Origin of the sequence: Streptomyces sp. SA15, assembly GCF_002291145.1 — a bacterium.
Classification (GTDB): domain Bacteria; phylum Actinomycetota; class Actinomycetes; order Streptomycetales; family Streptomycetaceae; genus Streptomyces.
Genome location: NZ_NTGE01000080.1, coordinates 116,619 through 129,709 on the forward strand (window position 1 = coordinate 116,619; position 13,091 = coordinate 129,709).

At 69.3% G+C, this 13,091-nt stretch carries 12 protein-coding genes; 8 read left to right on the forward strand and 4 right to left on the reverse strand.

All coding sequences use genetic code 11. From position 1 onward, the window contains the following. Positions 1 to 38 precede the first annotated feature (38 nt). Positions 39 to 1,019, forward strand: a complete 981-nt coding sequence (locus CLM62_RS15265) for an SDR family NAD(P)-dependent oxidoreductase (RefSeq protein ID WP_095750396.1) — start codon at positions 39 to 41, stop codon at positions 1,017 to 1,019. Between the two features lie 20 nt (positions 1,020 to 1,039). On the opposite strand, the gene CLM62_RS50045 is transcribed toward CLM62_RS15265, so the two are convergent. Next, the gene (locus CLM62_RS50045) at positions 1,040 to 1,561 is read right to left on the reverse strand and encodes a hypothetical protein (protein WP_179382099.1); all 522 of its coding nucleotides are present in this window, start codon (positions 1,559 to 1,561) and stop codon (positions 1,040 to 1,042) included. A gap of 59 nt (positions 1,562 to 1,620) precedes the next feature. On the opposite strand from CLM62_RS50045, the gene CLM62_RS15275 reads away from it, so the two are divergent. Beyond that, a complete protein-coding gene (locus CLM62_RS15275) occupies positions 1,621 to 2,400 on the forward strand; it encodes an SDR family NAD(P)-dependent oxidoreductase (protein WP_095750397.1) in 780 nt (259 codons plus the stop codon). A 398-nt stretch (positions 2,401 to 2,798) separates the two neighbouring features. Here CLM62_RS15275 and CLM62_RS15280 read toward each other — a convergent pair whose 3' ends face one another. The 3 genes from CLM62_RS15280 to CLM62_RS15290 all read right to left on the reverse strand — a co-directional run bounded on the left by CLM62_RS15280 (position 2,799) and on the right by CLM62_RS15290 (position 5,373). Then, on the reverse strand, positions 2,799 to 3,476 hold the full coding sequence (locus CLM62_RS15280) for a CPBP family intramembrane glutamic endopeptidase (protein ID WP_095750398.1): 678 nt from the start codon (positions 3,474 to 3,476) through the stop codon (positions 2,799 to 2,801). Positions 3,477 to 3,658: 182 nt separating this feature from the next. Then, positions 3,659 to 4,243 carry a YceI family protein gene (locus CLM62_RS15285; protein ID WP_095750399.1) on the reverse strand — a complete coding sequence of 195 codons (585 nt, stop codon included), beginning with the start codon at positions 4,241 to 4,243 and terminating at the stop codon, positions 3,659 to 3,661. A 182-nt stretch (positions 4,244 to 4,425) separates the two neighbouring features. Further along, the gene (locus tag CLM62_RS15290) at positions 4,426 to 5,373 is read right to left on the reverse strand and encodes a methionyl-tRNA formyltransferase (protein WP_095750400.1); all 948 of its coding nucleotides are present in this window, start codon (positions 5,371 to 5,373) and stop codon (positions 4,426 to 4,428) included. Positions 5,374 to 5,619: 246 nt separating this feature from the next. On the opposite strand from CLM62_RS15290, the gene CLM62_RS15295 reads away from it, so the two are divergent. From CLM62_RS15295 to CLM62_RS15320, 6 genes are all read left to right on the forward strand, one after another. Beyond that, positions 5,620 to 6,975 (forward strand): lysine N(6)-hydroxylase/L-ornithine N(5)-oxygenase family protein, encoded by a 1,356-nt coding sequence (locus CLM62_RS15295; protein ID WP_095750401.1) that lies wholly within the window; start codon positions 5,620 to 5,622, stop codon positions 6,973 to 6,975. A gap of 140 nt (positions 6,976 to 7,115) precedes the next feature. Next, a complete protein-coding gene (locus CLM62_RS15300; protein WP_095750402.1) occupies positions 7,116 to 8,174 on the forward strand; it encodes an iron ABC transporter permease in 1,059 nt (352 codons plus the stop codon). Beyond that, positions 8,171 to 9,253, forward strand: coding sequence for an iron chelate uptake ABC transporter family permease subunit (locus tag CLM62_RS15305; protein WP_095750403.1), 1,083 nt, complete (start codon positions 8,171 to 8,173; stop codon positions 9,251 to 9,253). The genes CLM62_RS15300 and CLM62_RS15305 overlap by 4 nt, the downstream gene beginning before the upstream one ends. Before the next feature lie 37 nt (positions 9,254 to 9,290). After that, positions 9,291 to 10,130: an ABC transporter ATP-binding protein gene (locus CLM62_RS15310; protein WP_095750404.1), complete on the forward strand. Its 840-nt coding sequence runs from the start codon at positions 9,291 to 9,293 to the stop codon at positions 10,128 to 10,130. Between the two features lie 111 nt (positions 10,131 to 10,241). Beyond that, positions 10,242 to 11,300, forward strand: a complete 1,059-nt coding sequence (locus CLM62_RS15315) for an ABC transporter substrate-binding protein (protein WP_095750405.1) — start codon at positions 10,242 to 10,244, stop codon at positions 11,298 to 11,300. 2 nt (positions 11,301 to 11,302) lie between these two features. Then, the gene (locus CLM62_RS15320; protein WP_095750406.1) at positions 11,303 to 13,090 is read left to right on the forward strand and encodes an ABC transporter ATP-binding protein; all 1,788 of its coding nucleotides are present in this window, start codon (positions 11,303 to 11,305) and stop codon (positions 13,088 to 13,090) included. Position 13,091: the final 1 nt, after the last annotated feature.

A 13,091-nucleotide genomic window follows, 5' to 3' on the forward strand; every position in this document is an offset into this window, starting at 1 on the left:
GGGCGCCATCGGTTGACCAGTTGAGTTGAGGAGTCCCCATGGGGCACACCATCGTGATGACGGGCGCGAGCCGCGGGATCGGCCGCGTCGCCGCAGAGCAGATCCTGCGCCAGTCGCCGGACGTGCACCTGCTCGTCGTAGCCCGCGGATCGTCCGGCGCACAGCTCGCAGCGGAACTCGCCACGGACGGGCACACGGTGTCGTACGTCGCGGCGGACCTCGGCTCGCTTCAAAGCGTCCGCTCGGCCGCCACCGAGATCCGCGACCGGCTGGAGCGCGGTGATCTGCCGCCGCTGCGCGGCTTCGTGGGCAACGCGGGCATTCAGTACACGAACGCGCTCACGGAAGGCCCCGACGGGTTCGAGTCCACCTTCACGGTCAACGTGCTCGCCAACCACCTGTTCGTCCGTATGCTCCGGGACCGCTTCGCCGCTCCCGCCCGGATCCTGATCACCACCAGTGACACCCACTTCGGCGACTTCAAGCACAACATGGGCATGGTGCCCGGCCCGGCCTGGAAGTCCCCGGACGTCCTGGCCCACACCGCCGCCTTCCCCAGGCCGGACACCGCGGCCGCCGGGCGCACCGCGTACTCGACGAGCAAGCTGGCCGCCATCTACCTCGTGCACGAGTACACGCGCCGCCTGCCGGCCGGGATCGACGCCGTCGCCTACAACTCGGGCTTCGTCCCCGGCACCGGCCTCGCTCGCAACGCAGGACCCGTCTCCCGGTTCGCGATGCGCCACATCCTGCCGCTGATGACCCTCACCCCGTTCGCCACCAGCCGCAACGCCGCGGGCCGCTACCTCGCCGACGTCGTCCTCGGCACGACCAAGGCACCGACCGGCTCCTACGTCGACCGCGGCCGCGCGGCCCGATCGTCGCAGGAGTCCTACGACCCGCAGCGCGAGCGTGAACTCTGGGATGCCGCCGAACGGTTCACCTCGGCGTACGTGGGCAGGGCGGATGGGCTATCAGGTGATGTGAGGAGCGGTTCCTCCCGACAGACCGAGCAGTGATAGACCCCCGGCTCAGCCGGTTACGGCTTCGGCGCGAGCGTCACCGCCTCCGGCCACAGCCACGGGTTCACTCTGCTCTGCCCCGCCGCGGCACCGGCCGCGCTGCTCGTCCCGGTCCAGGGAGTGCGACGCGACACTACGCGCACCGAGCCGTACGTAGTCACGCAGAGCGCGCGCTGACGCGAACGCGAGGGCGATGACATGTGGTCGGCGAGGGCCTTCACTGCTCGTCGACGGCCTGGTGGCTCGTCGGAGCCGCTCAGGTTCCGGTTCGCGCCGGACGCCGCCAAACTCCCCGGGATCGCGAGCAGTTCGGCGCTGCGGCTGCCCGGTTCGGCGTGGAAGACCTTGAGGATCAGACCCCGTCCGTGCCGACGATGGCCGGTGTGCTGGAGTACTCTCAGCGCCGCCTGGCCGCTGATCAGCCATGTGATCGAGATGCTCGCCCGGCAGGTGCCGAACTGGCACGACGGCTGCGGCCGCAGCCACTCCCGCTTGTTCTGGGGGTTCCGGCCGTACCTGGTCACCACTGCCGCAGACATGCCTGTCACCTGGTGCCCCCTGTGCGCTGCCGCTGTGGCGCGCCGTTTAGGGTGCGGGCATGACCTCCCAGACCTACCTTTCCGAACTCTTCTCGCTGGACGGCCGGGTTGCCGTGGTGACGGGCGGCAGTTCCGGGATCGGCCGAGCCATCGCCGGGGCCCTCGCGCGAGCCGGTGCGAGCGTTGTGGTCGTGGCGCGCGGGGAGAAGGAACTGGCCGCCACGGTCGATGAGTTGTCGGCGGACGGCTGCCGGGCGGCCTGGGTGAGCGCCGACCTGCGCACCCGCGATGGGGTGCGTGCGGCGGCGGAGAAGGCGGCCGAGGTGTTCGGGGAACCGGACATCCTCGTGAACAGCGCCGGGGTCAACCTGCGGCCGCCGATGGGCGAGTTGGGCGAGGAGGTGTGGGACACCACGATGGCGGTGAACCTGGACGCGCCCTATCTGCTGGGCCAGCGGTTCGGGCCCGGCATGGCCGCCCGGGGTTTCGGGCGGATCCTCCACATCACCTCCCAGCAGGCGCATCGGGCGTTCGTCCAGAGCGGTGCCTACGGGGTCTCCAAGGGCGCGTTGGAATCGCTGGCTCGCTCACAGGCCGAGGCGTGGTCGCCGCATGGCGTCACCTGCAACACGCTGGTGCCGGGCTTTGTGATGACCCCGCTCAACGCGCGGTTGTCGTCCGATCCGGAGAAGGTGGCAGCGCTGGCCGCGCGCACGCTGGTCGGGCGCAACGGTCTGGCCGAGGACTTCGCGGGTGCAGTGGTGTTCCTGGCGAGCCGCGCTTCCGCGTACGTCACAGGGCAGGCGATCTTCGTCGACGGCGGGTTTTCCGTTCACTAGCCCAACACCGCCTGAAGACCGAGCCGGTGGCGGAGCGCGAGTAGGGCGTGCCTGCCGGGTGAAGTGTGGGTCGGGCATCCCGTGCGTACGAAGTCCCGATACGGGTCCCGAGTCATGCTTGCGTTCGTCCACCGCCCTCGGAGGACCGCCGTAACCTCAGCCTCCAGTGGATCCCTCGGCTTCCTGGCCGATACCGATCACGAGTTGCCGGTGTGTGCGGGCCATGTCCGTCAGATCGGCAACTCGGCCAGCCATTCTGGTCCGTCCTCGGCGGGTTCGCCCAGCGCGCGGGTGATGGCACGGGAGAAGCCGCGGAATACAGGCCGGCGAACAGCGGCAGACCCCCAAGTCCTCGTCGTCGATCGGGCGCACGCTGCGGGCGGCTGGCGCCTGCGGCTTTACTCCCCGTCCATCCATCGAGGTACTGCCCAGGCCAGCACGTATCCGAAGCCGTTGAGGGCCCAGTGCAGTGCCGCAGGCGCTACCAGACTTCCGGACCGGCGCCGCAGTTCGCACAGGGCGACACCGGCGGCGGTCGTGGCGACCACGGCAGCTGCGACCGCCGGTCCGGTGCCGAGGACGGCTGCTGCCGCGTTGGCGCGGGGCAGCCCGCGAGAGGGAAGCACATGCCAGAGCCCGAACAGCAGCGACGACACAGCAGTGGCCCAGGCAGCACCGCGCCGACGCCGGACCATGGCCCACAGGACACCGCGGAAGGCGATCTCCTCCAGCAGCACGGTGCCGAACGGCACCCGGATCACCAGCCGCCACAGCAGCTGCCCCATGGTCAGCCCCGCGGCGCGCTCATCCTGGAACGCCTCCCTGGTGGCCGGCAGAGCAAGCCCGACCAGGAAGACGACAAGGACGGCGCCGACGAGGACCGATGCCCACCGCAGCCCCCGGCGCAGGGAAGCCGCATCGAGCCCTAGATCGGCGCGGGAGAGACCGTCCCACCGTGCGATGAGCAGCAGCGCGGCAGCTCCGGCCACGCACGTGGGTACGTAGGCGCCGGGCGCGAGCCAATTGTTGAGCAGGTTCGCGCCGACCAGGACGGCGAGGACACAGAGCATCCGCATGGTGTCACCAGCATCCCGCGTCCGCCCACGAGCCGGGCATGGAACGGACCGATTCGGATGTATCGGGATGATGTGCCGGGCTTTCCGCCTCCTGAACGCCCACTCGGTCGGGCGTGCCGAGGAACGACGGAGGAGACGGAGGATGCGACCGCGCAAATGACACGCGTGCTCTTCCGCCGAGGCTACGCGGGCGCCTGTCCAGGGCCAGGGAGCGGTTCCAGCTTGGTCACCTCGTACTCGATCCGGACCTCGTCGGCCACCTTCAATGCGCCCATGAAGGCGCTGTACGGCTTGATGCCCCAGGTGGATTGGGTGAGGCTCGCCCAGCCGCACACCGTGCCGTCCCCATCGCTGCCTCCGTGCACGGTCACCGGGTGGGTCGTGCCCTTGATGGTGAGGTCCCCGGTGATCTCGAAGGAATCTGGCGTTCCGGTGATGCTGGTGGAGCGAAAGGTGATGGTGGGGTGCTCGGCGGTGTGCAGCAGTGCCTCGCTCCCCAGTGTCCGTTGGATCTCGGCCCGGTCGGCGTCGGTGAGTGGCTTGAGCCCTCCGGTCCCCTCCCGGACGGTCAGCGATCCGGTCTCGACCGTCACGGTCACCGACGACTTCGCGGGGTCGCTCGCGACGACCACCGCGCTGCCGGACCAGCGGGTGGCCTCGATCGTGAGGTCGTGCCCCGCCTTCCGGCCGAGTCCGGCGCGGCTGGTCCTGATCCTCAGACGGCCGACCGAAGGGCCGAAGCCGTACGATCCATCACTTACTGTCATAGATCTTACTGTATGTGATGTAAGGGGCTTTCGGTGAGCCGGCCGCTCCGCGCGTCCCACGGTGACGATGTGCCGTTCGGTGTCAGCCGTGCTACGAGACGGTCGCCGTCCGGCTCGGGCGGCCCGGCCGGGCCAGTTCGGCGTGGCTGAGCCCCCCGCACCCCTCCGGGGGGCGACGAAACTCAGGGACGATTGGTGAGGTAGCCGCCCATGGAGGTGAAGTACTCGGTACCGGTCAACTCCCGCCCGTCCTCCGTCCGTACGCGGGTGATGGCCAGGCCGTGGTTGCGGCCGGTACGGGCGTCGGCCCCGGCGACGATCACCACGCCCTCGCCCTCGCGGTAGAAGATCCGGCCGGGAGTACCGCCGTAGCGGCCCTGGGACACCACGGCGGCGAGGACCTCGAGTCGCTTGCCCTTGTGGAACGTGAAAGCGCTCGGGTACGGGTCGGACTGGGCGCGGATCAGGCGCTCGAGATCCTCCGCGGGCCAGTTCCAGTCGATGCGGCTGTCCTCGATGGACCGCTTGTGGAAGAAGCTGGCCCGGGACCGGTCCTGCTGGGTGAACTCCGTCTGCCCGGCGGCGATCAGATCGAGCGCGCCGGTGGTGACCGGGGCGATGAGGTCGACGGTCTTGTGGAAGAGGTCGGTGGCGGTGTCCGTCGGCCCGACCGGCACCGCCTCCTGCCGGACGATGTCGCCGGCGTCGAGTTCGTCGTTCATCATGTGCGCGGTGACGCCCACTTCGGGCTCGCCGTTGATCAGAGCCCAGATCAGCGGGGAGAAGCCGGCGTACTTCGGCAGCAGCGCGTCGTGCACGTTCAGCGTGCCGTGGCGAGGGAGGCCGAAGATGCGCGGGGGGATCCACGTCCGCCAGTTGTTGGCCACGATGATGTCCGGGTCGGCCTCCTTGAGGCGCTGGAACAACTCGTCGTCGTCAGGGCGGTTGCGGATCAGTACCGGGACGCCGTGCTCTTCGGCGAGGTCGGCGACGGAGTCGCTCCAGATCTTCTCGTACGCGTGCTCGCTCTTGGGGTGCGTCACGACCAGCACCACGTCGTGTTCGGAGTCCAGGAGGGCTTGCAGGGTGCGGTGCCCCCAGGTCTGGTAACCGAACATGACGACCCGCATGGGGTTCCTCCTCAGCGTAGAGATTGCCTCGGCAAGTAAAGCAAGGCTTACCTTAGCCCGCAACGGGCATGTATAACGCCTCAGTTGAGCGGACGTCCGGTCTCCGGTCGTCCGGTTTGTCCTGTCGACACCCTCACAGGTTTAGCTTAGGCTCACCTAAGTTCCGTGGTGTGCCGCTTCGTCGGCTTCCCCACCTTTCGTACTTCCCGCGGCTGACAGGCGGCTGCCCCGCACGATGGGAGTGACATGTCACAGGTTTTTCCTGGTGACGCACCACCGGTCCACGACCTCATTGGCATCGGCTTCGGACCATCCAATGTGGCCATGGCGATCGCACTCAGCGAGCACAACGCACGCGTCGGCGGGCAGGAGGCGATCACGGCTCACTTCTTCGAGCAGCAGCCACGCTTCGGCTGGCACCGCGGCATGCTCATCGACGACGCGACCATGCAGGTGTCCTTCCTCAAGGACCTGGTGACGCTCCGGAACCCGGCCAGCGAGTTCAGCTTCCTCTGCTACCTCAAAAGCAAGGGACGGCTGATCGACTTCATCAACCACAAGAACCTCTTCCCGCTCCGCGTGGAGTTCCACGACTACTTCGAGTGGGCCGCGGCCAAGGTCGAGGACATGGTCTCCTACGGCCACGAGGTCGTCGGCGTCGCGCCCGTCGTCCGCGACGGAGCCGTGGAGTACCTGGAGGTGACGGTCCGGGCGGGGGAGGGTCTCGCGGTCCACCGCGCCCGCAACCTCGTCATCGGTACCGGTCTGCGTCCTCTCATGCCGGAGGGCGTGGAGCGCGGCGACCGCGTCTGGCACAACTCCGAACTCCTGGCGAAGGTCGAGGAATTGGAGGGCACCTCGCCCTCCCGGTTCATCGTCGTGGGCGCCGGGCAGAGTGCCGCCGAGAATGTCGCCTACCTGCACCGCCGCTTCCCCCAGGCCGAGGTCTGCGCGGTCTTCTCCCGCTACGGCTACAGTCCCGCCGACGACAGCAGCTTCGCCAACCGGATCTTCGACCCCGAGGCGGTCGACGAGTACTTCGCCGCGCCCGAGAACGTCAAGCGCCGGCTGATGGACTACCACGGCAACACCAACTACTCCGTGGTGGACATCGACCTGATCGACGACCTGTACCGGCAGGCGTACCAGGAGAAGGTCCTCGGCACCGAGCGGCTGCGCTTCCTCAACGTGTCCCGGCTCGTCGACGTCAAGGAGGCCCCGGCAAACGTCCGTGCCACCGTGAAATCCCTGGTCACCGGCGAGGAGACGTCCCTGGACGCGGACGTCGTGGTCTTCGCCACCGGCTACAGTCCTGCCGACCCCATCGGCCTCCTCGGCGAGGTCGCGGACCGCTGCCTCCGTGACGACGAGGGCCGCGTCCGCGTCGAGCGCGACTACCGCATCGCGACGGACCCCGGCCTGCGCTGCGGCATCTACCTGCAGGGCGGCACGGAGCACACGCACGGCATCACGTCGTCTCTGCTCTCCAACACCGCCATCAGGGTCGGCGAGATCCTGGACTCGCTCCTCGACCGGGGCCGCAAGTCCGCTTCCGACGAGGCCCGGACGGTCGCCGACGGAACCGGTAGCGCTGCGCGTTAGCTCCGCTGGTGGGGCCGTACTACGTCCGCGGGCCGTCTGTGGCTGGTCGCGCCCGCGTGGCGGAGCCGCATATCGAGACGGCCCCGCGCCCCTTTGGGGCGCTGCCGTTCCCGTTGATCAAAGGGATAACGTACGTCGACATGGGCACGACTGCAGTGGAGCGCCCCGCGCCCAGGGGCACAACAGAGGCCCGTCGGCGGCGGGTTGTGGGTTTGGGCACGCTTGTGGTGATCCTCGTGGTCGCGGGGGCGGTGTCGTTGGCCGTCGGTGCGCGCGCGTTGAGTCCCGCCGAGGTGTGGCACGGGTTGTTCGCGGCGCCGGACTCCGACCAGCGGCTCACCGAGATCAGGCTCATCGTGCAGACCGTGCGGGTGCCCCGGACGGTGCTCGCGATCGTGGCGGGCATCGCCCTCGGGATCGGCGGGGCGTTGATCCAGGGGTACACACGCAACCCGATCGCCGACACGGGCCTGCTGGGCGTGAACACCGGCGCCTCGTTCGCCGTGGTGTCGGTGATCGCCCTGTTCGGGTTCTCCAACCCGTTCCAGTACGTCTGGTTCGCCTTCCTGGGGGCGGCGGTCGCCGGTGTCGTCGTGTTCGGTCTGGCGAGCATCGGCCGGGGCGCCGGCAACCCGTTGACGCTCGCACTGGCCGGGCAGGGGATCACGGTGTTCCTGCTGGCGATGACCACGGCGGTCGCGCTGTCGAACCAGGCGTCACTGAACGCGCTGCGGTTCTGGAACGCGGGCTCCGTGGCCGGTGTCGGATTCGACGTCATCTGGCCGGTGGCCGCGTTCATCGCGGTCGGGTTGGTGCTGGCACTGACCACGCTGCCCGCGATCAACCTGCTCAACCTGGGTGACGACGTGGCGCGGGGGCTGGGCGTGAACATCGCGCTGAGCCGGACCATCGGCATCACCGCCATCACCCTGCTGGCGGGCGCGGCGACGGCGGCGTGCGGCCCCATCGCCTTTCTCGGGCTCATGGTGGCCCACGTGGCCCGGTATCTGACCGGGCCGGACTATCGCTGGCTGGTGCCGTACGCCGGTCTGCTCGGAGCCATCATCCTTCTGTTCTGCGACATCGTGGGGCGCCTGGTGGTGCGGCCGGGTGAGTTGGACGCGGGCGTCGTCGTCGCTCTGCTCGGCGCACCGTTCTTCGCGGTTCTGGTGTGGCGCGGAAAGTTCAAGAACGCATGAACGGGACAGACGTGAAGCCGAACGGGGCAGACGTGAAGCCATCGGTGGCACCGGGCGTGCGGCTCGGCCACGTGTCGTTCGTATGGCGGCCCTGGATCGTGTGCGTCACGCTGCTGCTGGCGGCGGCGGCCTTCCTGGTGTTCTGCGTGTCCATCGGCGTCGGGGACTTCCCCATCGGTCTGTCCCGGGTGCTCGCCACGATCCTCGGCCGGGGGGAGCAGGTCGACGAGTTCGTGATCATGGATCTGCGGATGCCGCGTGCCCTGGCCGGGCTCATCGTGGGGATCGCGCTGGGGGTGTCCGGGGCGATCACGCAGTCCATCGCGCGCAATCCGCTGGCCAGCCCGGACATTCTGGGGATCACCGGGGGCGCCAGCGCGGTCGCGGTGTTCCTGGTGACGGTGTCGGGCGGGACCGCCGCGGCGATCGTCAACTCCGTCGGCCTGTCCGCGGCGGCCCTCGCGGGCGGTCTCGGTACGGGTCTGCTGGTGTACTTCCTGGCGTGGCGGCGCGGGATCGACGGCTTCCGGCTCATCCTCATCGGCATCTCGGTGAGCGCCGTGATGGAGGCGATCACGACCTGGCTGCTGGTCACGGCCGACATCAGGGACGTGGCCCAGGCCCAGGCGTGGCTGGTCGGCTCGCTGGACGACCGCTCCTGGGGCGAGGTCCGCATCGCGCTCTGGGGCACGCTCGTCCTCATGGTCGTCGTCTCGTGCGTCGCGTTCCAGTTCAAGCCGATGCACTTCGGCGACGAGGTCGCCGCGGGCCTCGGCGTCCGGTACTCGACGGTGCGGGCGGTCATGCTGTTGTGCGCTGTGCTGCTGGCTGGAGTGGCCGTCAGTGCGGCGGGCCCGGTCCCGTTCGTCGCGCTGGTCGCTCCGCAGGTGGCGATGCGTCTGACGAGGTACCCGACACCGCCGATGGTGGCCTCCGGCATGGTGGGAGCGCTGCTGCTGATCGGCTCGGACCTGGTCGCGCGCACGGCTCTGCCGATCACTCTCCCGGTCGGCGTGGTCACCGCCGCGATCGGCGGCCCCTTCCTCGTCTATCTGCTGGTGCGGGCGAACCTCAGATAGCTGATACAAAGTTAGGCGGACCAAATGAGGGGGCCCTGTGGTCGCTCAGCACATCACCGAGATCGAGTCCCGGGTCGATGACGCCTCACGGCTGGCAGCCAGGGGCATCACGGTCGGGTACGGCGGCCGGATCGTCATCGACGACCTCGACGTGGCGATCCCGCCCGGAGTGATGACCACGATCATCGGCCCCAACGGCTGCGGGAAGTCCACGCTGTTGCGGACCCTGTCGCGGCTGCTCAAGCCGGCCAAGGGGACGGTCGTGCTGGACGGCGAGGACATCGTCAGGCTCAAGACCAGGGACGTGGCGAAGAAGCTGGGCCTGCTGCCGCAGGCGCCGGTCGCACCGGAGGGGCTGACGGTGGCCGACCTGGTCGCCAGGGGCCGCCATCCGCACCAGAGTTGGCTGCGGCAGTGGTCGTCCGACGACGCAGCCGTCGTGGAGCGGGCGCTGGCCATGACGGGGGTGTCCGACCTGGCCGACCGTCCGGTCGACTCGCTGTCCGGCGGACAGCGTCAGCGCGTGTGGATCTCGATGACCCTGGCCCAGGGCACCGACCTGCTGCTGCTGGACGAGCCGACCACCTACCTGGACCTGGCGCACGCGATCGACGTGCTCGACCTGGTGGACGACCTGCACGAGTCCGGGTGCACCGTGGTGATGGTGCTGCACGACCTCAATCTCGCCACGCGCTACAGCGACAACCTCATCGTGATGAGGGAGGGGGCGATCCTGGCGCAGGGGCACCCGCGGGACGTGATCAGCGCCGAGTTGCTGCACGAGGCGTTCGGACTGCGCGCCAAGGTGATCGACGACCCGGTGGGCGACCGGCCGCTCATAGTGCCCATCGGTCGCACACATGTCCAACTCGACTAGTTCCCCATAAAGTTGCAGAAGTAAGGCTAGGCTAACCTCATCTGCGCACGGTAAGGTTTGCCTGCCCTTAGACGGGGGCGCAGTGGACAGCACGGAAGCAAGGGATTTCGGATGCTCCTCCATCGAACGATGATCAAGAGATCCCGGCGGCGATTGGCGGCGATCTTGTCCGCCGCGACTCTCGGCGTCGGCCTCCTCGCGGGATGCGGTTCCGACTCGTCCGACTCGGCGGACAAGGCCAGCGACAACACCCCGGCTGCCGCCGCAGGCGCATTCCCGGTCACCGTGGAGCACGCGTTCGGATCCACGAAGATCACCAAGGCTCCCCAGCGGGTCGTCTCCGTCGGCTACACCGACGACCAGACCATCCTGGCGTTCGGCATCAAGCCGGTCGGCATGGTCGACCAGTACCCGAACCCGGCGGGCCAGACCCCCGACATCAACACCCAGTGGCCCTGGGTGAAGGACAAGTGGGGCGACACCCAGCCCGAGGTCATCATGAAGAACGGTGACTCCGGCCCCAACTACGAGAAGATCGCCGCCCTGCGCCCGGATCTGATCATCGCGGTCTACTCCGAGATCGACCAGGCCGCCTACGACAAGCTGTCCAAGATCGCTCCGACGGTGGGCCGCACGAAGGCCGAGAAGGAGCCCTTCAGCGCGCCGTGGCAGGACAACGCGGTCCACATCGCCAAGGCGCTCGGCAAGGAGGCCGAGGGCGAGAAGATGGTGGCGGACATCCAGGGCCGGCTCGACGCGGCGAAGAAGGCACACCCTGAGTTCGCGGACCAGAAGGCCGTCGTACTGTCCTGGTACGAGGACTCGGTTGCGCCGTTCACCTCGACCGACGTGCGCGGACGGCTGGTGACGGGCATCGGCTTCCAGTACCAGACCGAGATCGACAAGGTCGCGGACGGCAGCTTCTACACCAAGCTCTCACCCGAGCGCGTCGACCTGGTCGACGTCGACCGCATCTTCGTCATCAACGACAAGGCGGACACGGCAGCGCTGAAGAAGTTCGAGCTGTTCGCCAACCTGGACGCGGTCAAGAACGGCAAGGTGTCGTACCTCCTGGACAGCGAGGGCCCGGCGGTGGGCGCCGCCATCTCCCAGGGCACCCTGCTGTCCATGCCGTACGCGATCGACGAACTCGTCAAGTCGGCCGAGTAGGTGTGAGCACCACCGAGACGCGCGTCGCCCCGGCAACCCTGCGCACGGCGACCGGACGCGAGGCCACCCGGTGGGTCGCGGCACACTGCCGCGAGGTGCCGGGGCTGACGGCGGCCACCGTGCTCACCACGGTGGCCGGGGCGGCGCTCCAGGTGTTGCCGGTGCTCCTGCTCGGCCGGGTCGTCGACGGGGTGGTCGAGGGCGCATCGCAATCGATCCTGGTCACGATCGGTGCCCTGATGGTCGCCGCCGCGCTGCTCGGCGCGGCGGCCACCGCGGTGTCGACCTATCTGATCGGGCGGCTCGGCGCGGATCTGCTCGCGCGGCTGCGCGAAGGCGCCGTCCGGGCGGTGCTGGGGATGCCGAGCGCACGCATCGAGCAGGTCGGCCGGGGAGACGTACTGTCCAGGGTCGGTGACGATGTGGCCGTCATCTCCAAGGGCATCCGTACGGCCATCCCCACGGTGTTCTCGGCGGGAGTGCTGGTCGCCATCGCCACGGCCGGCATGTTCGGACTGGACTGGCGGCTCGGCCTGGCGGGCGCCGGCGCGCTCCCCGCGTACGCGCTGGCCCTGCGCTGGTATCTGCCCCGGTCCGCCCCGCTCTACCGGAAGCAGCGAGCGGCCCAGGCCGACCGCGCGCAGGCGTTGATCAGCGGCCTGAACGGGATCGACACGGTCCGGGCGTACCGCCTCGAGGACGCCTTCCGCGAGAAGGTCACTCGTGAATCGTGGCGGGTGCGCGATCTCGGCATCGAGGTGTTCCGGTTCTTCGGCCGGTTCGTCGGCAGGGAGAACCGCGCCGAGTTCATCGGGCTGGTCCTCATCCTCCTGGTGGGGTACGCCCTGTTGGAGGCCGACGCGGCCAGCCTCGGCGAGGTGTCGGCGGCCCCGTTGCTGTTCCACCGGCTGTTCACCCCGCTGGGCGCCATCATGTTCACCTTCGACGAGGCCCAGAAGTCGGGCGCGAGCCTGACCCGGCTGGTCGGGGTGCTGGGGGAGTCCGCGGAGGACCGGCTGGTCGGCGACACGGCCGTCGCGGCGGCGGGCGCCGGGGTGTACCCGGTGACGGTGGAGGGGTTGACGTTCAGCTATCCCGACACCGAGGAGCCGGTCCTACGGGACGTCAACCTGACGATTGCTGCCGGGAGTTCGCTCGCGCTGGTGGGGGCGACGGGCGCGGGCAAGACGACCCTGGCCGCGCTGATCGCGGGCATCGGGACCCCGCAGGCCGGTTCGGTGCGCGTCGGGACGACCGACCTCGCCGGTCTGGACGAGGCCGGAGCGCGAGCCTTGGTGAGCATCCTGACGCAGGAGACGCACGTGTTCTCCGGCCCGCTCGCCGACGACCTGCGACTGGCCGCGCCCGAAGCGACCGACGCCGAGCTGATGGACGCGTTGCGCACGGTCGGCGCCGACGGGTGGGTCGACGCGCTGCCCGACGGGCTGAACACCCTGGTCGGCGAGGGCGGCGAGCGCCTGGACGTCACCAAGGTCGCCCAGATCGCCCTGGCCCGGCTGGTGCTCGCCCGGTCGCCGGTCGTGGTGCTCGACGAGTCGACGGCGGAGGCGGGCAGCGAAGGCGCCGCCGAGCTGGAGCGGGCCGTGCTGGCCGCGTGCGCGGGCCGGACCACGTTGTTCGTGGCGCACCGGCTGACCCAGGCGATGGCGGCGGACCGGATCGCCGTGCTGGACGCGGGACGCGTGGTGGAGCAGGGGACTCACGAGGAATTGGTGGCTCTGGGCGGCCGGTACGCACGACTGTGGCGGGCGTGGCGAGAAGGCAGTTAGG